This window comes from Priestia sp. BR_2 (assembly GCF_041954005.1).
GTDB classification, from domain to species: Bacteria; Bacillota; Bacilli; order Paenibacillales; family Paenibacillaceae; genus Paenibacillus_AQ; species Paenibacillus_AQ lautus_A.
In genome coordinates, this window is sequence record NZ_JAVFHM010000338.1 from 324,849 (window position 1) to 348,796 (window position 23,948).

General features: G+C 52.0%; 20 protein-coding genes and 1 pseudogene. 3 read left to right on the forward strand and 18 right to left on the reverse strand.

From position 1 onward, the window contains the following. Nucleotides 1-65: 65 nt before the first annotated feature. The 3 genes from mgrA to RB298_RS30670 form a co-directional block, all read right to left on the reverse strand. Nucleotides 66-1,082: an L-glyceraldehyde 3-phosphate reductase gene (gene mgrA, locus RB298_RS30660; protein WP_192572689.1), complete on the reverse strand. Its 1,017-nt coding sequence runs from the start codon at nucleotides 1,080-1,082 to the stop codon at nucleotides 66-68. Between the two features lie 124 nt (nucleotides 1,083-1,206). Beyond that, the gene (locus RB298_RS30665; RefSeq protein ID WP_096772956.1) at nucleotides 1,207-1,959 is read right to left on the reverse strand and encodes an NAD-dependent protein deacylase; all 753 of its coding nucleotides are present in this window, start codon (nucleotides 1,957-1,959) and stop codon (nucleotides 1,207-1,209) included. Between the two features lie 37 nt (nucleotides 1,960-1,996). Further along, nucleotides 1,997-2,764, reverse strand: coding sequence for an HAD family hydrolase (locus RB298_RS30670; RefSeq protein ID WP_015734073.1), 768 nt, complete (start codon nucleotides 2,762-2,764; stop codon nucleotides 1,997-1,999). Between the two features lie 212 nt (nucleotides 2,765-2,976). On the opposite strand from RB298_RS30670, the pseudogene RB298_RS30675 reads away from it, so the two are divergent. Together RB298_RS30675 and ilvD are read left to right on the forward strand one after the other, a co-directional pair. After that, a pseudogene (locus RB298_RS30675) lies at nucleotides 2,977-3,216 on the forward strand (KGG domain-containing protein); the annotation flags it as partial. A gap of 237 nt (nucleotides 3,217-3,453) precedes the next feature. After that, nucleotides 3,454-5,142, forward strand: coding sequence for a dihydroxy-acid dehydratase (gene ilvD / locus RB298_RS30680; RefSeq protein ID WP_015734072.1), 1,689 nt, complete (start codon nucleotides 3,454-3,456; stop codon nucleotides 5,140-5,142). A 131-nt stretch (nucleotides 5,143-5,273) separates the two neighbouring features. Here ilvD and RB298_RS30685 read toward each other — a convergent pair whose 3' ends face one another. Then, the gene (locus RB298_RS30685; protein ID WP_375121096.1) at nucleotides 5,274-6,656 is read right to left on the reverse strand and encodes a polysaccharide deacetylase family protein; all 1,383 of its coding nucleotides are present in this window, start codon (nucleotides 6,654-6,656) and stop codon (nucleotides 5,274-5,276) included. A 143-nt stretch (nucleotides 6,657-6,799) separates the two neighbouring features. On the opposite strand from RB298_RS30685, the gene RB298_RS30690 reads away from it, so the two are divergent. Further along, nucleotides 6,800-7,963, forward strand: a complete 1,164-nt coding sequence (locus RB298_RS30690; RefSeq protein ID WP_015734070.1) for an AI-2E family transporter — start codon at nucleotides 6,800-6,802, stop codon at nucleotides 7,961-7,963. Here the strand turns inward: RB298_RS30690 and RB298_RS30695 are convergent. From RB298_RS30695 to alaS, 14 genes are all read right to left on the reverse strand, one after another. Continuing rightward, nucleotides 7,912-9,702, reverse strand: a complete 1,791-nt coding sequence (locus RB298_RS30695) for a peptidoglycan D,D-transpeptidase FtsI family protein (protein WP_486050114.1) — start codon at nucleotides 9,700-9,702, stop codon at nucleotides 7,912-7,914. The two genes, RB298_RS30690 and RB298_RS30695, sit on opposite strands and share 52 nt — an antisense overlap. A gap of 71 nt (nucleotides 9,703-9,773) precedes the next feature. Then, complete coding sequence (locus tag RB298_RS30700; RefSeq protein ID WP_186326401.1) at nucleotides 9,774-9,944, reverse strand: hypothetical protein; 171 nt, start codon at nucleotides 9,942-9,944, stop codon at nucleotides 9,774-9,776. A gap of 17 nt (nucleotides 9,945-9,961) precedes the next feature. Continuing rightward, entirely contained in the window at nucleotides 9,962-11,113 is a 1,152-nt protein-coding gene (locus RB298_RS30705; protein ID WP_486050116.1) for a Ger(x)C family spore germination protein, read from the reverse strand. Beyond that, complete coding sequence (locus tag RB298_RS30710) at nucleotides 11,106-12,212, reverse strand: GerAB/ArcD/ProY family transporter (protein WP_486050118.1); 1,107 nt, start codon at nucleotides 12,210-12,212, stop codon at nucleotides 11,106-11,108. Before RB298_RS30710 ends, RB298_RS30705 begins: the two co-directional genes overlap by 8 nt. Nucleotides 12,213-12,218: 6 nt before the next feature. Further along, nucleotides 12,219-13,727 (reverse strand): spore germination protein, encoded by a 1,509-nt coding sequence (locus RB298_RS30715; protein ID WP_096772950.1) that lies wholly within the window; start codon nucleotides 13,725-13,727, stop codon nucleotides 12,219-12,221. 123 nt (nucleotides 13,728-13,850) lie between these two features. After that, nucleotides 13,851-16,025 (reverse strand): methyl-accepting chemotaxis protein, encoded by a 2,175-nt coding sequence (locus tag RB298_RS30720; RefSeq protein WP_009592774.1) that lies wholly within the window; start codon nucleotides 16,023-16,025, stop codon nucleotides 13,851-13,853. 212 nt (nucleotides 16,026-16,237) lie between these two features. Further along, nucleotides 16,238-17,584 carry a peptidase U32 family protein gene (locus RB298_RS30725; RefSeq protein WP_486050120.1) on the reverse strand — a complete coding sequence of 449 codons (1,347 nt, stop codon included), beginning with the start codon at nucleotides 17,582-17,584 and terminating at the stop codon, nucleotides 16,238-16,240. A gap of 12 nt (nucleotides 17,585-17,596) precedes the next feature. Then, complete coding sequence (locus RB298_RS30730) at nucleotides 17,597-18,529, reverse strand: peptidase U32 family protein (RefSeq protein ID WP_452519742.1); 933 nt, start codon at nucleotides 18,527-18,529, stop codon at nucleotides 17,597-17,599. Between the two features lie 102 nt (nucleotides 18,530-18,631). Next, entirely contained in the window at nucleotides 18,632-19,675 is a 1,044-nt protein-coding gene (gene mltG / locus RB298_RS30735; protein WP_486050162.1) for an endolytic transglycosylase MltG, read from the reverse strand. Between the two features lie 93 nt (nucleotides 19,676-19,768). Then, nucleotides 19,769-20,080, reverse strand: coding sequence for a DUF1292 domain-containing protein (locus tag RB298_RS30740; RefSeq protein ID WP_175320776.1), 312 nt, complete (start codon nucleotides 20,078-20,080; stop codon nucleotides 19,769-19,771). Continuing rightward, a complete protein-coding gene (locus RB298_RS30745; protein WP_015734061.1) occupies nucleotides 20,080-20,382 on the reverse strand; it encodes a DUF1292 domain-containing protein in 303 nt (100 codons plus the stop codon). Before RB298_RS30745 ends, RB298_RS30740 begins: the two co-directional genes overlap by 1 nt. 17 nt (nucleotides 20,383-20,399) lie before the next feature. Beyond that, nucleotides 20,400-20,813, reverse strand: a complete 414-nt coding sequence (gene ruvX, locus RB298_RS30750) for a Holliday junction resolvase RuvX (RefSeq protein WP_015734060.1) — start codon at nucleotides 20,811-20,813, stop codon at nucleotides 20,400-20,402. 12 nt (nucleotides 20,814-20,825) lie between these two features. Further along, complete coding sequence (locus RB298_RS30755; protein ID WP_006208869.1) at nucleotides 20,826-21,086, reverse strand: IreB family regulatory phosphoprotein; 261 nt, start codon at nucleotides 21,084-21,086, stop codon at nucleotides 20,826-20,828. A gap of 218 nt (nucleotides 21,087-21,304) precedes the next feature. Next, on the reverse strand, nucleotides 21,305-23,932 hold the full coding sequence (gene alaS / locus RB298_RS30760) for an alanine--tRNA ligase (RefSeq protein WP_486050123.1): 2,628 nt from the start codon (nucleotides 23,930-23,932) through the stop codon (nucleotides 21,305-21,307). Between the last annotated feature and the right edge of the window lie 16 nt (nucleotides 23,933-23,948).

The window sequence follows — 23,948 nt, forward strand, 5'->3', positions numbered from 1 at the left end:
GTTATCATCCTAAAGGCGCTCCTTGTCATGTATCTATTTCAATCCCGCCATGTTTTCGCCAGCATCTATCCTTCCGAAGAAGATGCATTCTCCGTTTTGAGAATCGCTTCTATGCGATCCAGCTCTTCCTTCGAGAACTCCAGATTGTTCAAGGCAGCCACGTTGTCTTCAATCTGGCTTACTTTGCTAGCTCCGATCAGGGCAGACGTCACCCGGCCGCCGCGCAGAACCCAGGCGAGCGCGAATTGAGCCAGACTCTGGTTCCGGGCTTGGGCGATTTGGTTCAAGGCTCTGATCTTGCGCAGCACCTCAGGCGTGATATTGCTTTCGTTCAGGAACACCGATGCGCTTGCGGCACGGGAATCGACAGGCACGCCGTTCAAATATTTGTTCGTCAAAAGCCCTTGGGCAAGCGGCGTGAATGCGATGCTTCCGACCCCGTTCTCTTCCAGGACGTCAAGCAAACCGTTCTCCACCCAGCGGTCCAGCATGGAGTAGCTCGGTTGATGGATGAGCAGCGGGGTACCCAGGTTTTTCAGGATCGATATCGCTTCCCGGGTCTTCTCCGGCGAATAGTTGGAGACTCCGACATACAGCGCCTTGCCGGAACGAACGAGATGATCCAGCGCTGCCATGGTTTCCTCGAGCGGCGTTTCCGGATCCATCCGATGATGATAGAAAATATCCACATAGTCCAGGCCCATTCGCTTCAAGCTCTGGTCGAGGCTTGATACCAGATATTTACGCGATCCGAAATCGCCGTAAGGACCGGGCCACATATAATAGCCGGCTTTGGACGAAACGACGATTTCGTCACGATATGCCTTAAGGTCTCTGGAAAGCACTTTACCGAAAGTCTCCTCGGCAGAGCCTGCAGGAGGTCCGTAATTGTTCGCCAGATCAAAATGGGTGATGCCCAGATCGAAGGAGCGCGTAATCATGTTCCGCCCGTTCTCGTACGTGTCGACGCCACCGAAATTATGCCATAATCCAAGGGAGATCGCGGGAAGTTTAAGCCCGGACCGCCCCACGCGGTTATACTTCATTCCTTCATAGCGGTCTTCGCTAGCCACATAGGTCACTTGCAATCCCTGCCTCTCTAAGTGAATAGGTCCATTGCTAAATTCCATCTTATCGCGTTTGGTCTTCCTTTGACAAGAAAACGATTACAGGGATAGGTACGGCAATACGCCGCCTTTTGTCCCCTCACGTGCTGATCAGTTTATCCACCTGCGTCATGACTTGACCGATCCGATCCGCAATCAGGAGGCCTGCCCGATGATCGTATGGGGTTGGATCTGCATTCAGCAAAGCTACCTTGCTTCCATGAAAATAGGAGATCAAACTAGCGGCGGGGTGTACCGTCAGGGAAGTCCCCCCAATAATCAACAAGTCGGCCGTCGATATTTCCTGGATCGAGCGCATGATGACGTTCTGGTCCAATTCCTCTTCATACAGCACGACGTCCGGCCGGACCAGCCCCCCGCAATCCTTGCAGCGCGGGACGATTTCCTTAATGTCCAGAATCTCCTGAAGGCTGTAGAATCGGGAGCAATCCATGCAATAATTGCGGTGCACGGAACCGTGAAGCTCCAGCACCTCGGAACATCCCGCCGACTGATGCAGGCCATCGATATTCTGCGTGATGACCGCCTTTAGCTTCCCGTCATGCTCGAGTCTCGACAATAGGCGGTGACAGCCGTTCGGCTGCGCAAGCGGGTGCAGCATCTTGCTCCGGTAAAAGTCGTAAAACACTTCCGGATGCTGCATAAAAAAAGTATGGCTGAGCATGACCTCCGGCGGATACGGAGACTGGTGCTCGCTCTGGTACAGTCCGGCTGCCGAACGGAAGTCTGGTATTCCGCTCTCGGTGGAGGTACCCGCTCCCCCGAAAAAAACAATGTAGTCGCTCGCTTCGATCCATGTTGCCAACTGCTCGATCTTTTCCCTGTTCTCCACTCTTATACACCTCCGTACAGCCCTTAAAATAACACGTCTACCTGTGCACGTCTAATTCATTATAATCGGATATGACAACATCGGCATCTGTCAGATGCGCCGGCTCCCCTTCATCCGTCATTAAACCTACGGCCAGCGCAGCGCCTGCTTGCTTCGCCATCTGCATATCCGCGTTGCTGTCGCCGATGACGACCGCTTCCTCCGGTTTGATCCCGAGCCGGCGGCAGGCCGCCTCGGTCATTTCGGGGTGCGGCTTGCCATTTCGAACCTGATCTCTTCCCATAATGACCGTAAAGTACGAGCGAAGCCCCATCCATTCCAACTGCTCCACGGCGCCTGAGGTTTGATCCGAAGTCACCACTGCCATCTTCACGGAGGCCAAGCTGCATTTTTCCAGAAAATGTTCCAGTCCGGGCATCGGGAATGCCGGCTTTCGCTGACGGACTTCGTACATGGCATTTTTCGTAATCTGATGGACCTGCACAATCGCCTCGTTCCATGGCATCCCGGCTGCGTACAATTGCCAGGCCAGAAGCCCGTTCGTCTCCTCCACGGTGCCCATGGCGAGCGGACCCCGCAGATCATACCCCGATACGCGTCCGCCGGCATCGTGCTTGGTCCCCAGCACCTTCTCTTTCGGCAGCGTAAAGCCGGATCCCATCAGCTCCAGCCGTTCCTCCATGAACTCGAGCACATAATCGGCCCATCCTCCCCACAGCGCCATGAAATGAAGCAGCGTACCGTCTTTATCAAACAAGATCCCTTGGCAGGGAACGGTTCGTCCTTTCAGTTGAACAAACGGCAATGGTTCAAAACCTCCCTATCCTATTCTTGATCATACTCTTATTAAACCATGAAATAAACTCTGATTTAAGCGTTATTGGCGCATGGGATCAAGAAATCGCTCCGACTTGAAAATTTACCAATCTTTAGTCGAATGTTTTGATTCATGACAAATGGACCGTGGTAAGTAACATATACGCATAGCAAATACGACGGTAAAGGAGTGATTTGTTCATGGCCACCAGCAGCAATCGAAAGATGACCCGCGAAGAAGCCGGACGTCTTGGCGGCGAAGCCACCGCCAAAAAACACAGCCGCGAATTCTATCAGGAAATCGGCAAAAAAGGCGGCAAAGCGACGTCCAAAAACCATAGCCGCGAGTTTTACCAGGAAATCGGTCAAAAGGGCGGCGAAGCCACCTCGCGGAATCATAATCGCGAATTCTATCAGGAAATTGGCCGCAAAGGCGGCAAGAAATAGCATATCTTTTCAGTAGGAAGCCTGTTCCCGACCAAGGGGGACAGGCTTTTTCTTGGCCTTCACGACAGGCTTCCTTCCATCGCTTCCTATTAATATCATGTAGAAAAACCTACCTTTTTGTGATAGACTCATTTAAAACCTATTCGCTGTTTACAGGTACCCGGCTGCTTTGCCGGAAGACCGCGCTAAAGCGTAACAATTTTAAAATAGATCTGGGGGGAAATCGACATCATGACAACCAAAAAAATGCGTTCAGACATGATCAAGAAAGGCTTTGACCGCGCGCCGCACCGCAGCTTGCTGCGTGCAGCAGGCGTTAAGGAAGAGGATTTCGGCAAACCGTTCATCGCCGTGTGCAACTCTTACATCGATATCGTTCCGGGTCACGTGCATCTTCAGGAATTCGGCAAGATCGTGAAGGATGCGATCCGTGAAGCCGGCGGCGTTCCGTTCGAGTTCAACACCATCGGCGTGGATGACGGAATTGCCATGGGACATATCGGCATGCGCTACTCGCTGCCAAGCCGCGAGATCATTGCGGATTCCCTGGAAACCGTTGTATCCGCCCACTGGTTCGACGGTATGGTGTGTATCCCGAACTGCGACAAAATTACGCCCGGCATGCTGATGGGCGCCCTGCGCGTTAACATCCCGACGGTGTTTGTCAGCGGCGGACCGATGAAGGCCGGCGTGGACAGCAAAGGCCGCAAATTGTCCCTGACTTCCGTATTCGAAGGCGTCGGCGCTCACCAGGTCGGCAAAATCAATGACGATGAGCTCCTGGAATTGGAACAATACGGATGTCCAACCTGCGGATCCTGCTCCGGCATGTTCACCGCCAACTCCATGAACTGCCTCGCCGAAGCGCTGGGTCTGGCTCTGCCGGGCAACGGCACCATTCTTGCCATCGCCGAAGAGCGCAGAGAGTTTGTTAAACAATCGGCCAAACAATTGATGGAACTTGTCAAAATGGACCTGAAGCCGCGTGACATCGTAACCCTGGAAGCTATCGACAATGCGTTTGCGCTCGATATGGCGATGGGCGGCTCCACCAACACGGTGCTTCATACATTGGCGCTTGCCCAAGAAGCCGGCCTTGATTACCCGCTGGAGCGGATCAACGAAGTCGCTGACCGCGTTCCACACATCTCCAAGCTGGCTCCGGCTTCGGATTACTTCATCGAGGATGTGCATTTGGCAGGCGGAGTAAGCGCGGTTCTGCACGAGCTTCTGAAGAAGCCCGGCGCACTGCACGGGGATTGCATTACCGTAACCGGCAAAACGCTGGCCGAGAACGTAGAGGGCTGTGAAATCCAGGATGAGAACGTCATCCATCCGATCGATTCCCCGTATTCCGAGCGCGGCGGACTCGCGGTACTGTACGGCAATCTGGCTCCTGAAGGCTCCATCATCAAAGTCGGTGCGGTCGATCCGTCGGTTGGCGGATACCATAAAGGACCTGCCATCTGCTTTGACTCCCAGGACGAGGCGCTAAGCGGCATTGCCAACGGCAAGGTCAAGGAAGGCCATGTGGTTGTCATTCGATATGAAGGGCCGAAGGGCGGACCGGGCATGCCGGAAATGCTGGCGCCGACCTCGCAGATTGCAGGCATGGGGCTTGGAGCCAAAGTCGGTCTGATCACTGACGGACGCTTCTCCGGCGCTTCCCGCGGCATCAGCATCGGACACATCTCGCCGGAAGCGGCTGAAGGCGGACCTATCGCTTTCGTTGAAGACGGGGATATCATCGAGCTGGACCTGAATAAACGGACGATTCAATTGCTGGACGTTTCCGAAGAGGAAATGGCTGTACGCCGCAGCAAATGGGTTGAGTTCGAACCGAAAGTGAAAACCGGTTACCTTGCCCGCTACTCGAAGCTTGTGACCAACGCCAGCTCTGGCGGCGTATTGAAAATCTAATCCTTAATAAAGCAAAGGGGTTATCCCGCGCAGGCATTTGCAGCAGCCTGCGGGGATAACCCCCTTTTTTATAACCAAAACCATCTAAGAGATAATCCATGCATAATAGCGGAAACCATCGATTCGATGAACTACATGCCTTGCGATACACTGGCAACCGCCAGATCACCCGCATGCTCCTGTTGAACTTCCTGCTGTTCCTCCGATGGAGGCAAAACCTGCGTTTTCTTCTCCGCATAACGTCCGATCAGAACATCCACCGGCATGATGAGCATTTTCGGCTCCATCATCTGGGTGCCCTCCTTCAGGCGGGCCTGCCCTTTCGGGTGAATGACGCTGAGCAGCAGTTTCAGATACAGTCTGGACGAGCTTGCGAACAGCCCCCGAGGCAAATCCATCACATGGAATCCGAATTGCTCGGGGCCCCGCGAAATCATGGTTACGGCATACAAACCTTTGATATCCTTAAACTCGGGCCGGTCCATCACCATGTTCGCCAGAGAAGGCAAATCCTTCTGCACGGCACGAATCATTTTGATGGCAAGCTGCACTTCCGAGCGGGAGCGGCTGCCGATCTCGAACAATTTTTTGTTGTCAAAGTGGAGCTCGAGCACCTGGTCTCCCTTCTCAAGCCGGCTGCCGTCTTCCATCACGACCGTTTTGCCGGTGAAGGCACGCTTTCGGAAATGCAGCATCGGATCCTCCGGATTAACCGTTTCGAGCGCGAACACCGCATGAAATGCTTTTTCCCACAAGAGCCACAATGAGACGATCAACCGCTTGAGAGGAGACAGCTTCTTCGCTTTCGCTTTGCTTTCCTTAGCCATCATGTCGTCGATTCGGATGCTTCTCATTCCTTTCTGCTCTGCGACTTTCAGTACGCGTTCCAAGGCAATCAGCATTTGCTCCGGCGCATCGGGGTTCGCTCCCATCGTCGTACCGCAGTCATGGAGGAGCATAACCTCGCCGCCGTTCAGCTTGGCCAGCATACGCTGAGTCAGCTTGTCAGCGCCGATCTTGCTTCGCCAATCATTAAACATCGAGGACCATAAGATGATGCGGCAGCCGGTATTCTTGGCAAAATCGAATAGATTCACGATTCCCCAAGGCGGTCTGTAATATCTCGAGCGCTCGCCGGTTATGGCGTAGATGATATCGTCCGTGCGCTTGACTTGCTTGCGGACGGTCACGGGTCGCATTAACCAATTGCTCTTGTGAACATAGTTGTGAATCCCGATCAGATGACCCTCGCTATGAATGCGTTTGACGACCTCCGGATGCTTCTCGGCATGGGAACCGACCAGAAAAAAAGTCGCTTTCATATTATACCGCTTCAATAGATCCAGCAGTCTTGGCGTATAGAACGGATCAGGACCATCATCAAAGGTTAAGGCGAAGTCTTCCAAGCCTGTTCCCCTGCGAAATACTCGAAAACCGAATATCCGGGTCAGGATGCCGGGAATGAATGCATAAAAAGATGAAAGGTAAAACAACCATAGCAGTAACGTTTGCATGCTAACTCCCCGCTTTTTATTTCTTTTTCTAATGAAAGACACTATTATTATTTTATCATAGCACTTAAAGAAATAGGCTTTTTTTTCGCAAATCGTGTACAATGATATCTATCAATAAAGTATAAAGGAGCCGATATCCCACTATGCTTCCCTTGTATAAAAAATATTGGAGAACCGCCTTCGATATAGGTTTAATCGTGCTTACGGTTTACTTGATCATGCTCATATTCAGCAAGCTTTACCAGATTGCGGCTCCGGTGTTTTTATCTTTCCTCGTTTTCCTGATTATTGAGCCTTTCTCCAAATTCCTGCACCGCAGGGGGCTTCCGAAGCCCTTCGCCGCGGCGATATCCGTTCTGCTCTTCCTGCTCGTCATCCTTGGCATCCTGTTTGGAGCCGGAGCGCTCATCGTATCGCAATTCATGAACCTGCAGGACAATTTGCCGGCTTACACCCAAACGATCCAGAAGCATTTCTCGGAAACCCTGATGTTCCTGCAGACGAAGCTCGACGCGCTGCCGCCGGATCTGACGGACCGCCTGAACGGTTACTTCCAAGACATTACCACCTTTGCCCAGGGCGCTGCCGAGTCGTTCTTCCGTTACATCGTTGGATTCATGGGGTCGTTCTCCTCGTTCATCGCGAATTTCGGGGTTGCGATTATCCTCGCTTTCTTCCTGAGCACGGAAATCGGCAGCTGGCGGAGAATCGCCAAGGACAAGACGCCGAAGACGCTTAAGACGGCTTTCGTTTTCCTGAAGGACAATGTATTCAAGGCAATCGGCTCTTATATTAAAGCCCAGATGAAGCTGGTCAGCATCACCTTTGTCATTGTATACATAGGACTCTTGATATTAGGTACGGGCAATTCCCTGTCCGTCGCGCTTATCTGCGCCGTATTCGATGTATTGCCGCTGCTCGGGGTTCCCGTTATTCTTATTCCGTGGATCACCTATTTGTTCATTGTAGGCAACACCGGGCTTGCAATCGGCTTGATCGTTCTGCTTGCCGTTGTGGTCATTTCCAGACAGCTGCTCGAGCCTAAAATTACGGGAAACTCGATCGGCGTATCCTCCGCCTTTCTGATGCTGTCCTTTATGATGATCTCCCTGTCGATATTTGGGGTTGCCGGTTTGATTCTGGCTCCCATCCTGCTGATTCTCATCAAGGAATTGCTTGCGCAGGGATATCTGAAGCAGTGGATCCATCTGCCGAGCGAAGAATTCGATGTGTCCCCTTGGGATATGTCCCGCTCTTACGCGGAGCCGGAGCCCGCTTCAACCGAGGCCAAGAAATCGGAGACCTGACCGAATATTTCGGTTGCCTGATTGCTGCTGTTCGTGCTCCGATTCTCCACCAATACTGCCACCGCATAACGTGGCTTCTCCACCGGGCCGTACCCGACAAACCACTGGTTGTTTCGGGCGCGGCCCTTTACTTTGACTTGAGCGGTTCCCGATTTGCCTGCAAGGGTCCATTTGCGATGATTCAAAGCTCTTCCTGTTCCCTCTTGAACGACATCCTCCATCCATTCGAGCAGGATCGAAGAGGTTTCCCGGGAAATACCGTTTCCTGCTGGGCGTTCGTACAGCGGATTCGTATCCTGAAGCAACTGGCCGTTCGCGTACCGAATCTGCTTCACAATACGCGGCTTGCTCTTCACCCCGCCATGAAGCAGCGTCACCATCGCATTAGCGGCTTGGAGCGGAGATACGGCAGCGTCTCTTTGGCCTATGCCTGTCTGCACTCTTACGCCTGCATCGGAGGCATCCGCGGAGCCTGAAAAGACCGTCCCCTTCTCTTCATGATCCAACGGTGCAAATGAGCGAAGCCCTAAAAACTGCTGTGATTGCCAGCCTACGCTTTGACCAAAGCCCAGCGCGGATGCCGCTGAGATTATTTGCTGTGGGGTTAATCTTTCCGCAAGCGTGGCAAATACGACGTTGCAGGATTCCGCAAAGCCCTCGCGCAGATCAATCGTTCCATGCCCGCCCTTTTTCCAGCAGGACAATCCGAACTTGCCGTATTCCCCATCGCAATGAAAATGTTCGTTTGGCGAGCTGAGACCATTCTCCAAAATGGCCGCTGCCGTGACAAGCTTGAACACGGAGCCTGGCGTGGCCGCTTTCAATCCGCGATTCTCCCACTGACCGTCTTTCGGATGTATCTGCTCCGGATTGTAAAACGGTCTGGATACCATCGCCACGATATCGGCATTGCGTGCATCCAGCACGACAACCGCCCCTTCTTTCATGCCCGCTTTTTCCGTGATGTCCTCGATCCCCCGCTGAATGTCGATATCGATCGTTGTGGATACCCGTAACGGATAGTACCGATTGTCCGGCGCCTTCACCATCGGCTTCATATCCTGAATCACTTCATTCGTGCTGTTTACCGGAAAATAGACGACCGTAGGTCCTTCACCCCGGATCAGCGAATCCATCGTCTTCTCCAGGCCGCTGGTTCCCGAAATCTCCGGATAATCCTGAAAGAACAGGCTTTCCTTACGCTGGCCGGATACAAAACCAAGCCACTGCATGCCCGATTGGCGATTACCGTACCGCTGCTCATAAGGAAGAACCTTGAGTTTGGGGAGCTCAAGCTCGCGAATCTGCTCGATCTGCTCCTTGGACAAGGAACGCGGAATGCGGGAATCCGCTCCATGCCACAGCTGCGGCTCCTTTAGCTTGCCCCAGATTTGCAGCAACTGATTCGTGTCCGTTCCCAGGATGCGGGCCAGCTTGGCAACCTGATGATGGGCGCTCCTCAGCTCCTTCTCGCCGGCCGGAAACAATACGGCTGTCCAGATCAAATTGCCTGTGAGCGGTTTTCCGTTGCGATCCGTAAAATGTCCGCGGCCCGAATCCAGCACGATGCCCCGTTCCCGCTGGATAAGCGATGCCTCAACCATTGTATGCCGGCTTCCGGGGACCCGTTGATGCTTCATCACGAGCTGCACCCAGGCAAGGCGCATCGTCAAAATAGCAATCAATACCGTCAAAATCAGCCATCCGTATGTAATTCGCTTATTGCGGATTAGCCTCATGGTTCCGTCCTCCAATTGAGTCTTTGTTTCCTCATTATTTCCATATGGAACCTGACTCAATCATGTTCGCTTCACTCTGCACCATCATCCGGTTTCTCCGGCTGCTTCCAGGGCGGATCCCCGTATTTGTGCAGATACCGGTTCGTTTGGAATAAGGTCAACGGTACGAGGATGAGCAGCAGTATACCAATCACGACAAGCGGATTTAACAAAATATCGTAGCGAAGATCCATGAATTCCATCAACCTGCCTTCCTTCCTTATTCTGTCCCGGTAATGGTTCCAATGGTTCGGACTCTTGCGTCTGCGTGCACATGGATCTTGCATTGCGAAAAAATGTTTTGACCTCGGTCCCAGTCGTCCTTGTAACGGTTCCAAGTTTCGTACTCCTGCTCTTGGCATTTCTTCCAGAAGCCCAAAAAGTCCGATTTATAATCGTTCTGGGCCTTTTGAATGACATCCATTGCGATTTCCTTGATCCGTTCCTCCGCCTTGCGCTTGATCTCCCCGTTTAGTTCGCGAACGATTTCGCTCTCTTCCAGCTCAGCTTCCCCAATATTGCCTCTAACCGAAATTTCAACGTCAAACTCGGGAAGTCCGCGATCGTCCAGATGGACTCGAATGATCCGGTTGAATTCCCTGACTTCATAAACGAGCTGTTTGCCGTGAACGACCAGTTCCAGGGATGCGGTTTTTACCGTTCCCTGCATCATGTTCCGGCCCGTGGTTTCATCGTTGTCCAGGAATCCCATGAACCTGTAGTTCTCGCCGTTAAACACAGCCGCGCCGCTGGTGGATACTCTGTCGTCTTGCGTGATCGATACCCGGGGCAGCGCATAACTCGACTTGGACAACAGGAAATGATGCAGTTCCCCCATATTCGTTGGAGGCGTGATGGATTCGCTTTTGTCCTTATTTTCTTGCGTCGAACGAATGTACTGCACGGGCAAGGTTTCGATCTTTGAATGGATCTCCAGGATCTTGCTTGCCTCTCCCTCAGCGACCATAATATTGGAAGCTCGCCGGTTCTCCGGATCCCGGACAAACAAATCCAGTACATCGCCTATGTGCTCCGTTCCGGCCAGCGCTTCGGAGATAATGATCACTTGATTATGGGCCAGGTAAGGAGAGCGGCTGATCTCATTCGACATCTTCCGTGCGGCTTTGAATACGCTGCTCGCGGTCGAGGACAGATTGATAAAAGGGCTCCCCCCCTCACTCTTTTGGCCGCTGGAGCCTTTCATCTGCGTAGGCACGACAATTTGAAACGTAAGCTTAATTTGTCCTTCCTCTGCCGCGTCAAGAGCCGTGCCGACTACAAATCCGCGCTCCTCGATTTCGATGCGGTCCCAGCAGCCGGCTGTCGGCCATAACAGCATAAGCGCCAGGAACATCCGGAGTTTTCTAGCCATCCCCCTTCACCCCCCGAACTTTAGCGATCAAGAGCAGCAGTGCCGGAAGCACCCATGCGAATCCGACCCCCATATAACTGATCCATTCGGCAAAAACGTTGAGTTCTCGGAGCGAGCTCGGCAATAAACCGAGGATGAACAGTACCGGTCCAAGAACAAGGATCATCGTAAATCTTCGATGTTTAGGGAATACGGATTCCAACGCCAATAAAGCCACGTCAAACGCCATCGCATTCGTGCTGAACAACGTCATCAACCAGATGACAAAAAAGAAAAATTCAAACCGTTCGAATATTCCTCCCGGAACTTCAACCTCTTTGGCCAATTCGGCTAACGGATACAGCGTATTGGAAACCACCATCGGTCCAAAAACGCCAATGACAAACACAAAAACAACAAAGTATATGCAGATCGGTATCATCAGCCCGCGTAAGATAGAGCCTGGAAGCTTGCTTTTCCTAGCGACATAGATGTTGTAGAACAGCATGATCTCCAGTCCGAGGTAGGAGAATACCGTATCCTTCGAAGAGGCAACGATTCTTCTCCAATCGGTTTTAAACACAGGCAGCAGAAAGTGCATGTTTAAGCTTCCAAGATTCAAGAGGACGATCAGCAGCAAAATCGTGACAACGATTGGAAAGAAAATCAGGTTCAAGCGCACCAAAGCGATGCTTGGACCGGCAACGGCATAGATTAATACCAGCAAGTAAACCAGTCCGATGATTTCCTCCGGCGTGTTATCGAATAAATACAGCCTCGTTATCGTAGAAACGCCGCGCACTTGATAACTGACAAATAACAAAAAGTAGAGACTCATTAACAGCGTCAACACATGGGCTGCTTTTCGGCTCAAAATCATCGAGGCCATTGCATGATAGTTTTTACCGGGAAACCTCGAAGCCAATACGCCGATGGCCCAAGCAAATACAAATGCGATCATGCCGCCCAGAATGATCGGCATCCAGCCATCCGAGAACTGGGTCTTCTTCGCAATCGTATGAGGGAGCGTGAGGATTCCGAGTCCAATCATCATATTGCTGACAGAGTAGACAATCTCTTTTCTTCCGATCGTTTGACTGCTTCGTTGGTTAAGGTTCATTACGAATCACCGCTTTTTTGCCCGATGGATATCCTGGGGCTTCATAAATAAAGGTCTGAGCGTAAGCCAAGTCACCGGCACGCGGATAAACATATCCTTCCAATCGTGCTGAACAGAGGGGGCAATGGGACTCAGATACGGGATTCCGAAACTATGCAGCCTCATCAAGTGGATACAGATCATGATAAAGGTCAGCACGATCCCATACAGTCCCAGAAAGCTTGCAGCAATCATGATCGCAAAGCGCAGCATTCGAAAAGAAATGCCTGCGCTGTAAGACGGAATGGCAAAGGAGGATATTGCTGTCAGTGCCACGATGATGACCATAATCGGGCTCACGATCCCCGCCTGAACCGCAGCCTCCCCGATCACAAGTCCTCCGACAATACCGATCGTTTGACCTATCGGTTTCGGCAGGCGAATTCCCGCTTCCCGCAGCAATTCCAGTGTAACTTCCATCAGTAAGGCTTCGATCACTGCAGGAAAGGGCACCCCTTCCCGTGAAGCAGCAATCGAGAATACGAGCTTAAACGGGATCATACCGGGATGGAAAGACAGGATGGCAATATACAGCGCGGGAAGAAACAAGGTAATTCCGATGGCCACAAGACGCAGCAAACGTATCAGCGAACCAATGCTCCATCGTTCGTAATAATCCTCCGGGGAATGTAACAGGGAAATGAAAGTAAACGGAAGCAGAAGCACAAAAGGGGTACCGTCCAGCAAAATCGCTACTTTTCCCTGCAGCAGGGCGGAAGTGACTTTATCCGGTCGCTCGGTATTGAGGATCTGGGGAAACGGCGATAAAAAGCTGTCCTCGATCCATTGCTCCACCGTCCCGGATTCAGGGGCATAGTCGAGATCCAGCGACTTCAGCCGGCGGTTGACTTCTTCGATCAGCTCCGGATTCGTCAATCCTTTAATATAGACGACCGCAAGCGACTGGTTCGATCGCCTGCCGATGGTATGGGGGTCGATCGTCAGATTGGGCTCGCGAATATGTCTTCGCAGCAGGGAGATGTTGGTGTAGATGCTTTCCGTAAATCCTACTCTCGGGCCGCGCACCAGCGCTTCGGTTTGAGGTTCCTCAATGCTCCGTCCCGGCCATTTGCGGGTTTTGATCAGCAGGACCTCATCCGTACCCTCCAGCATAAGAATCGTATCGCCCGAAAGAATGACCGGAATGACTTCATCCCAGCGTCTCGTTCGGTTGGTGATCTGCAGGGATATCATCCGATTCTCGATTTCATGGAGAACATGCCGCACATCCTTCATGGATGACGCGTATTGTTCCGGGTTATGCTGAATCGGCTGGATAATCTGCTCCTTAATCAACAACTGATCGGATAATCCTTCCAAGCTGACAATGGCTGAGGTATATGAAACGCCCCCAACCTGAAGCACTTTGGTGGTGAGGTCGCTGGGGTCATTGAGCAACAGACTTAATGTTTCCAGGTTTTCCTTTAGGTGCGTTGACAGGAATTCAGGCGTTTGGCCAGGCTGCTTCGTCTTCATGTGACCTCGACTCCTTCAACCATATTCTCCGTTATGATACCCTCTGAAATCCATTTTTATCCGTAACAGAAAAAAGGCTGCTCCTACCCGCTTAACGGATGGAACAGCCTATGAAACAACTTTCTATAATCTAAAACGAGACAAGGTCTCTTTCAGCTCATTCGATACATTCTCAAGCTGTGTTGACAGATTGACCAGCTGACTGCTGACGCTTTGCTGCTCTGTGGAGAGAGAAGCCACCTCTTCCGAAGTTGCGGAGGATTCTTCGGCTACCGCGCTCACATTGCTCATCGCTTCCGAAAGTACATTTTGAGATTCATTCAACTCATCAATCGAATGCGTGACGGAATCCAAGCGATCGATAAATTCTACCATCTGCTGTTGAACGGATACGAAGATATCGTTCGTTTCCTTAACGGCATCCATCTGACCTTTGAAGAGCGGGTTCGCATCGAGCAGTACCTGCACGGTTTCGTTCATCTCGGCCATGATGCGGTCCGTAATTTGGCTGACCATATCGATGGATTGCCTGGATTGGTCTGCCAACTGGCGGATTTCATCGGCTACGACCATGAAGCCTTTACCGGCTGCTCCGGCACGGGCCGCTTCGATCGTTGCATTCAAGGAGAGGATGTTCGTTTGCTTAGTGATGTTCTGAAGCACATCAAGCACTTTGGCAACCGAAGATGTCGTTTCCTTCAAGCCATCAACCTTATGCATCATCGAGCGGGTCATATCCTCGGTCTGATGGGTCTTATCCAGCAAGTCGCTCAAATGCTTCGTTCCCAGCTCACTGGAGCTTTCTACGTGACGGGCCGATTTGCCCATCTCTTCGTTAGCCGTAACAACGATTTGCATCTGCTTCGAGATGTTGTTGGTCAGATCGCTGCCGCGCTCTGCTTCAACTGCCAGACTGCTGGCTCCGTTCGCAATTTCCTCGGTAGCCACGGCAATTTCTTTGGCCGAAATCGCAGTCTTCTTCGAGGCATCGCTTAATTCTGCAGCCGTTCGAAGCACTTCCTGGGCGGTATTGCTCGTTTGCTGCACGAGTCCGGTAATCTGCTCCATCATATCGTTGAAGCTGGCCGAGAGCTGACCGATTTCGTCCTGGCTCTTATGGTCTGTACGAACATTCAAATTCCCTTTAGCGCCTTCCTTCATCAGCAGGTTCAGCTTGCCTATCGGACGGGCAATCATTCTTACCATCCAAATACCGATCAGAATGGCAAAAATAACGTCGATCGCAGCCACGATCAGCGTGATGACCAGTATGCTGGAGGCATCCTTCGTGAGCTCGCTCGTTTGGACAGAGCCTACGAGCTTCCAATCGTTCGTGCTCAGCGTATTGTAAACCGCCAGTACATTTCTTCCTTCCTCATCCTTCGTTCTTACGTCATCCGTTTTGGTGTCGGCCGGAAACTCTTTCGCAAACGTCCAAGCGGTTTCCGAACCCACGATGGAGGAATCGCTGGAGGAAACAACGATGCCTTCCGGACTGATCAATTGCAGTTGACCGTTCTCGCCAAGGTTAATTCCCTTCAGCTGGGCATCCAGCACCGAGGCGTTCAGTTCAAACATGACGACATACGTAGACGTCAGGTCGTTCATGGAACCCAAGGAGCGGGCAATCGTGAAATACGGAGCACCGCTGTTCTGCATCGTTGGCAGCCACATAATCTTCTTGTCGCCTTCCTTCAGTTCGGCATACCAGCTTTGCTCAAGGACGGTTTTGGAGGATTCCGAGGATTGTCCTGCGGATATGATCTTCTCTCCCTTGGAAGGGATCAAATAAATGGCTCTGATGGCCGAGTCCGACGTAATCTGATTGGATAGTTTATCGCGGATGGTCCGCTCTACCGTAAACGCATCGTACTCGCTTAACTTCTTATCCGTGTACTCGGACAACAATTTCTGCAATTCAATGTCATAGAAGATTTGTCTGCCGGCATTCTCGTACTTATCCAGAATGATGTCGATTTTCTCGGAGGTTTGGATAATCGTCTGCTGATTGCCGTTTGCAGCATTCTTCTCAATCGTGTCCTTTGCCTTGTTGTAAGACAGATACCCCAGGACGATCACAAAAAATACAATGGCTGACAAAAAGATCAGGAACAACCGGATTCCGACGGATTTTGCCGGGTTCATCGGCATCCGGCTTATGGCCGTTCCCATGTTGGAAACGAACGACTTGGCAGTATGTATCCCTGATGATGCCGAAGGCGTTTTCTTTTTCTCTTTGTTTCCCCCGGGCTTCTTGTCCTTTTTCGGTTTCTTATCATGCTGCTCAACTTCTGACATTAGCTGTTCACCTACCACAATCATATTATTAATACGTCGGTCCAATCCCCTGAAACGTATTCGTTACTCTTTATTTCGACAATTGGGGGTGTTTTCCTTTGGGTTTTCGCAAAAAAATAATTCTTAAATCCTAATTTTTTTGTAAACAAAAAGAATCCAAGGTCCATCCACAGACCCGGATTCTCAATTGTGTAGTTCTTAAGAACTATATTTTATGATCCTTTGCGTTTTCGCATCATATCAAAATGACGCACCGGCTGATCCACCTTCATGCGAATGAGCTGAAGGGGATGGCGAGCTGCATCCAGTTCGCTTCCATTCTCATCCTGGATAGGCCCAACCGTCTGCTTAAAGAAGGTCCCTTCCGGCCCGAAAAATTCGATTTGATCCCCCGGCTTAAAGTGGTTCCGCTGCTGGATGACGGCCGTTCCCGAGTGTTCGTCATATTCCATCACCAATCCCGCGAAATCATAAGGCACCGCCTTCTCTTCCGGTTCATAAATATGATCCTCATGGTCCGGCGTATCATAGAAAAATCCAGTATTCAGCGGTCGGTTGGCCGCTTTATTAATCTCCTCGATCCATTCCGGCTTCAATACATAATGGTCAGGGTCGGCCATGTAAGAATCAATCGCCTGTCTATACACATTGACCACGGTCGCAACGTAATGGATCGATTTCATCCGTCCCTCAATCTTGAAGCTGTCGATTCCGACCTCGATCAGATCCGGAATATGCTCCAACATGCAGAGATCCTTCGACCCCATCGTAAACTGATTATCTTCCGGCTGGAACAGCGGGATTTGGGTAACGCCCGGTTTGAACGGGGATGGAGCAGGGGCAGGCTGTTCCATCAGCTGCTGCTCTTCCGACACCCAATGTCCCTGCTCTTCTCGTCCATCCTCGAACAAATCATATTTCCAACGGCAGGATTGGCAGCATCCGCCCCGGTTGGAATCACGGTCCGTAAAATGGTTGGACAATACGCAGCGACCGGAGAACGAGGAGCACATTGCTCCATGGATAAAGGCTTCGATCTCAATGTCAACATGCTCTTTAATCGCTGCGATTTCCTCCAGGCTTGCCTCCCGTCCCAGTACGACCCGCGGCAATCCTTCGTCCTTCCAGAATTTCACGGCCTGCCAATTGAGCGTGGACTGCTGCGTGCTCAGATGTACTTCAAGTTTAGGCGCAGCGCGCTTGGCAACCTCGATAATCGCCGGATCGGCAGCGATGATCGCTGCAATGCCTGCTTCTTCCAGGCTTCGCAGGTAGGATTCGATGCCTTCGATGTCCTCGTTATGCGCATAAATGTTGGTGGCCACAAACACCTTCGCGCCGTATTTCTTGGCGAATTCCACGCCTTCTTTCATTTCTTCGAAGCTGAAGTTGTCCGCATTCGAACGAAGGCCGTATTTCTGTCCTCCGATATATACCGCATCGGCGCCATAATGCACCGCAAATTTCAGTTTTTCCAAATTACCGGCCGGGGCGAGCAATTCCGGCTTGTCCAGGCGATAGCGTTTGCCTTTGTATTTTGGCTGTGCCATTGCTTCCATGCTGTCCACTCCTTAATAAACTTGTTCCTTGTAGAAAAATCCAAACGACAATTCGCGTTCCGGATCCTGAATCGCGCGGATTCCGTCCATCCACTCTTCCTGAAATGCATAAGCTGAAGCGTCTGCGGCATAGAGATCGATCGCGTTACGATACGTTCGAATTACAACCTCATTGTAATGGCGCGGCTTCAGCAGGGTCTCCACCTTAAAGCTGTCCACGCCTGCTGCCATCAGCAGATGCAGATCCTCCAGAATGCAGATATCCTCCGAACTCATGATATGGGTGCCATTGATGTCCTCATAGATCGGATATTTCTCGTCCTGGCGTTCGGCCTCGATGAGAAACAGGCCTCGCTCTTTGCCCAGGCTGCCGTCATTGACCGGTCTGCCCTGCTGCTGCATGTAACTGTTCACCAGGCGCCGCTTGGAGTGATAGATGTTGGTCATGCCGTGGACCTGGACCTGCGCTTCCAGCTGAAGCTGCGGCTTCATGTCCGTGACTTCGTCCATATTCAATTCACGCGCCAGAATAACCCGGGAGGCGCCTTTGCTTCCCCAGTAATTGGCCGTTGAATAGTTGGTGGCGGTCATTTCCGCATTCCAGTGGAGCTTTACCTGCGGAGCCAAGTCTTTTACGGTGGTTAGCACCGAGGGATCGTTGAATTCCACCGCATCCACTCCGATGTCTCCGATCGCTTTAACATAAGCGGGAAGCTCCGGCAGCAAATCATTGGTCATTAAGTTGTTCAAGCTTACGTACACTTTGCTTCCTTGCCCGTGAGCAAGCTGCACGACTTGCGCAATTTCGTCCAGGGTCAAACTGCCGGGCAATCTCATGCCGAAGCGGTCTTCGCCGACAAGCAGCGCATCGGCCCCGGCTTCCAAGTAAGCAGCAGCATCGGCCACGGAGCCGGCTGCCGCCAATAATTCAGGTTTGATACTCATGATGATTTCCTCCCTATTAGAGGTTGTTCAACAAGCCTCTTTCATGCCGTAGGGTTGAGGCGTCGCCTGCCTGCCGCAATCGGACTTGCTGAACACGTCATATTATTGTTGTGCCATCTTTTTGCTGGCCTCGATGTTTTTTAAATGCTCTTTGTACGTTTTGGCAAAGAGATGCTCCTGCGTACCGTCCTTCTTCGTCACATAGAACAAATAATCGGATTTCTCCGGGTTCAGGGCTGCCTGAATGGATTCCAGGCTCGGGCTCGAGATAGGCCCCGGCGGAAGTCCCTTTTGACGATAAGTGTTGTACGGGCTCTCGACCTCCAGGTCGGCGTAAAGCAGCCGCTCCTTCGGCTTATCTAACAGATATTGAACGGTCGCATCGATTTCAAGCCTCATATCCTCTTCCAGCCGGTTATAAATCACGCCGGCTACCAGGGCGCGCTCCTGGTCCGCAACCACTTCCCGCTCCACCAGCGAAGCGATGGTCATGAGCCCATGGAACGTCACGCCTCGCGCCTCCAGCTGGCTCTCCCAATCCGGAATTTCAGCCAAACGCTTCTCGGTTTCCTTCAGCATGGTCTCTGCGATCCCTTTTGCCGTTAGATCCTTCTTCGGCAGTTCATAGGTCGCCGGGAATAAGTAGCCCTCCAGATGATGCCTCAGATTTGCTTCTGCGGGAATCTCTTCCGCTATGGGCACATTCCAGCCGGATGGCTGATCCACAACCTCCAGGAACTCCTTCTCGTCGATGCCGCTCTCGCGAGCGATGGTTTCCGCCATCTGAAGGATCGTATATCCTTCGGGGATCGTGAAACGGACCATTTCCTCAGGCTTCACTTCGCCGTTGTTCATCTTGGATAACAGCTCCTGGAAGGGAGTGCCCGGCGTTGCTTCATAGGTGCCCGCCATGAGACGGCTGCCTTCGCCGCTAAGCTTCAGATAACCTTTAAGTATGAGAGCATTTTTGATCAGTCCCTTTTCCTCAAGCAGATCGGCGATAGAGGATGTGCTCATGCCGGACTCCACGGTGAATTCGACGGGAGTTTCCGAGCTCTGAACGGGTTGCAAACCATTCCATACGTAGAATACGGCCCCGCCTGCAATGAGGATCAGAACCAATGCTGCTATTGCCAGTTTCTTCAATCTACTCATCCCTTCACACCAAAAGGGGCGGACAGCTCCGCCCCTTCCTGAACTTTCATTTGAAAATTAAGCATGTGCCCTGCAGGAGGGAACTTAGTCCTCGTCTCCCTCGGGAAACGTCAGCTCATCGTAGAGCTCGGACACATTCTCCCATTCCTCGTCGTCATCAATGGTGGCCAGCTCCAATCCGCCATCCGCATTCTTCACGATCCGGAGAACCTCGTACTCCTCATCGGTGCGGTCCGGCTGAACCAGAATGGCATATCCTTGACCATCCACTTCAAATTCGGCGGCAATATCATAAACCTCGAGATGGCCTTTATCGTCCTCAAGCTCAACACTCTCACCGAATGCTTCCTTAAGGGCTTGGGTCCATACGATATTCTCAACCGAAAAATCAGACATCATTCGTCTCTCCCGTCCAGCTCTTCCACGAGCGTATTGAAGGTTTCTTCAACAATGGCCCATTCTTCATCGTCTTCGATCATAAACAGTTTCAGGTCTTCTCCGTCTTCCTCATAACGGAAGGCGTAAACCTCGTCGGTCTCTTCTTCTGCAGACTCCCTTGGTACGACCATCATATATTTGGCATCCGAGCCATCCACTTCGAATTTCATGATGACTTCGAACTCTTCCTCGTTGCCTTCATCGTCGGGAATATAAATAATTTCCGGTTCTTCTTCCATACCAATATGCTCATTAGCCATTGTAATCACCCTCACCTTTACCTTTTAGAATCCAAGTAGTTTTGCAAAATCAAGCTTGCCGCCATTTTATCTACAACCTGTTTTCGCTTCTTTCGGCTGACATCGGCTTCAAGCAATGTCCTTTCAGCGGATACTGTTGATAGCCGTTCATCCCAAAGGTGAACGGGTAAGGATAGGGACTCTCGCAACGTGTTTGCGAATTCCATGCAGATTTCGCCCCGCGGACCAATCGTGCCGTTCATATTCTTAGGCAGGCCGACCACAATCTCGCCGACCTCGTTGTCTTTGACGAGTGCGGCAATTCTGTCCAGCTCGCCTTCGTCGCGGCGGCGTTCGATAACTTCAACCCCTTGGGCCGTCCATCCGAACGCGTCGCTGATGGCAACACCGATTCTGCGGTCCCCGTAATCTAATCCCATGATCTTCTTCATCCCTGTGTGCTCCTAACGGTGACTGGCTAAGTAGAACCGGACCAGTTCTTCAATCAATTCATCTCGCTCTTTTTTCCGGATCAAACTTCTGGCATTATTGTGCCGAGGTATATAAGCGGGATCCCCGGACAAAAGATACCCTACGATTTGGTTAATCGGATTGTACTCCTTCTCTACCAGCGAATCGTATACCGAAAGTAGAATGTCCTGGGCGGAAGCCTCCTTTTCATCACCTTTTACATTGAACTTGACTGTCTTATCCATGGAGTCCATGTGTGACACACCTCGCTTCTTCAAAGAACATGTTTACCATGCTTCGTCGAATAAATATTTACCAGCTTGATCTAGTTATATCATAACATAATCCTAAGTCTCTACGGAAATCCAAAGCGAAATATTTAGAGAGTGTTCCAAAAAATTCGGGATTGTGTACAGCAAATGCCGCTTCCCGCTTACGGTCGCCTGCCGTACACAATCTGGACAAATCATGTTTACACGCCCCGGGCTACGAGGTCCTCCGCATGCTGCAGCGCCTGGGCAAGCTTGGAAGCATCCTTGCCCCCGGCTTGGGCCATATCCGGACGGCCTCCGCCGCCCCCGCCGCATACCGATGCGACTTCCTTAACCAGCTTGCCGGCATGATAGCCCTGCTTCACCAGCTCCTGCGGAACCGCTACGACGAAATTCACCTTGTCGCCTGCTTTGGAGCCGAGCACAAGAATGGTCTCGGGCAGCTTGCCCTTCAATTCGTCAGCGATGCCGCGGAGTCCGTCCATGCTGCCGGCCTGTACTTCGGCTGCCAGCAGCGACGTGTTGCCGACCTGCTTCACTTTGTCGGTCAGCTGGCTGGCTTCAATGGCTCCCAGCTTCCCTTGCAGGGACTCGTTCTCCCGGGCAAGATCCTTCACCTGTTGGTTCAGGCCTTCGATCCGCTTCGGCACGTCCGCAAGATTGCTCTTCAGCAAGCCGGCAGCCTGCTTGAGCAGGTCCATTTGGCCCTCCAGGTGCTCATAAGCGTAACGTCCTGTTACGGCTTCAATGCGGCGAACGCCGGAGCCGATGCCGCTCTCGCCAAGCAGCTTGAAGATTCCGATCTGGGACGTGTTGTCCACATGGCATCCGCCGCACAGCTCGATGCTGTAATCCCCGACCTGAACGACACGGACGATATCGCCGTATTTCTCGCCGAACAAGGCCATGGCGCCCATCGCCTTCGCTTCATCAATGGCCTTGCGCTCGATAACGACCGGAACGCTCTTCCATACCTGTTCATTCACGCGGCGCTCAATATCGGCCAGTTCCTCCTGCGTAATGCTGCCGAAGTGGGAGAAGTCGAAGCGCAGACGCTGCGGTTCGACAAGGGAACCTGCCTGATTGACATGATCGCCAAGCACTTCCTTCAACGCTTTATGCAAAAGGTGAGTCGCTGTATGGTTCTTGACGATGTCATTGCGCATAGCCGAGTCGACCTGCGCCTTGACCGTATCGCCCACTTTGAGCTCGCCGAGCTCGACGGTTACGAAATGCACATGCTGTCCATGCGGAGCCTTGAAGAGGCCTTCCACTCGGGCACGCACGGATCCGCCTTCCAACATCCCCTGATCGCTGACCTGGCCGCCGCTTTCCGCATAGAACGGGGTAACGTCCAAAATGACCTGACAGGTCTCGCCTTCGCTGACGCTGTCCGCAAAGCTGTCACCGGACACAATGGCGAGCACTTTCGCCTCGCTGACGGTGTCATTATATCCAACAAATTCACTTTTAACCGTATAATCGGAAAGAACGCCGCCTTGGACCTTCATGCTTTCCGTTTCATGACGGGCTGCGCGCGCACGGTCACGCTGTTCCTTCATCGCGGCATCAAAGCCCTCGCGGTCCACGGTCAATCCGTGTTCGGACGCATAATCCTCCGTTAAATCAAACGGGAAGCCGTACGTATCGTACAATTTGAACGCGTCGCTGCCGCTGATGACGGATTTGCCCTGCTTCTTCGCTTCGGCGCTGACGTCAGCCAGGATGTTCAAGCCGTCCGAGAGCGTTTTATGGAACTGTTCTTCTTCCGTCGCAATGACCTTCTCGATAAAGGCGCGCTTCTCAACGACCTCTGGGTAGTATACTCCCATAATATCGCCTACGGTTCCGGTCAAAGTATACATGAACGGTTTGTCCAGTCCGAGCACCTTTCCGTAACGAACCGCGCGGCGGAGCAAACGACGGATGACATAGCCGCGGCCTTCGTTGGAAGGCAGCACGCCATCGCCTACCGCGAATGCAACCGTACGGATGTGGTCTGCAATGACTTTCAAAGCGATATCGTATTCCGTCTTCTCGTTGTATTTTACGCCGGCAAGTTCTGCCGTCTTCTGAATGATCGGCTGGAACAGGTCGGTATCGAAATTGGAAGCCACGTTTTGCAGAATGGAAGCAAAGCGCTCCAGACCTGCGCCCGTATCGATGTTCTTGTTCGGAAGCGGTGTATAGCTGCCGTCCTTGTTGTGGTTGAACTGGGAGAACACGAGGTTCCATACTTCAAGCCAGCGTTCGTTCTCGCCGCCGGGGAACATTTCGGATTCGGGTGCCTCCGTGTCGTATCCTTCGCCGCGGTCATAGAAAATCTCGGTGCAAGGTCCGCATGGTCCTTCGCCGATATCCCAGAAGTTATCCTGCAGCTTGATGATGCGCTCCTTCGGGAGACCGATTTTCTCGTTCCACAGTTTATAGGCCTCCTCGTCCTCCGGATACACGGTTACGGACAGCTTCTCCGGATCGAAGCCGATCCACTTTTTGTCCGTCAGGAATTCCCAGGCCCAGGTGATCACTTCTTCTTTAAAATAGTCGCCGATGGAGAAGTTGCCCAGCATTTCGAAGAATGTATGGTGCCGGCGGGTCTTGCCGACATTCTCGATATCGTTGGTACGAATGCATTTCTGCGAGTTGGCAATTCTCGGATTTTCCGGCTTCACGCGCCCGTCGAAGTAAGGCTTGAGCGGAGCCATGCCTGCATTAATCCAGAGCAGGGACGGGTCATTATGCGGTACAAGCGATGCACTCGGTTCAACATTGTGGCCTTTCTCTGCAAAAAACTCTAGCCATTTGGAACGGATCTCACTAGCTTTCATCTCTACACTTCCTTCA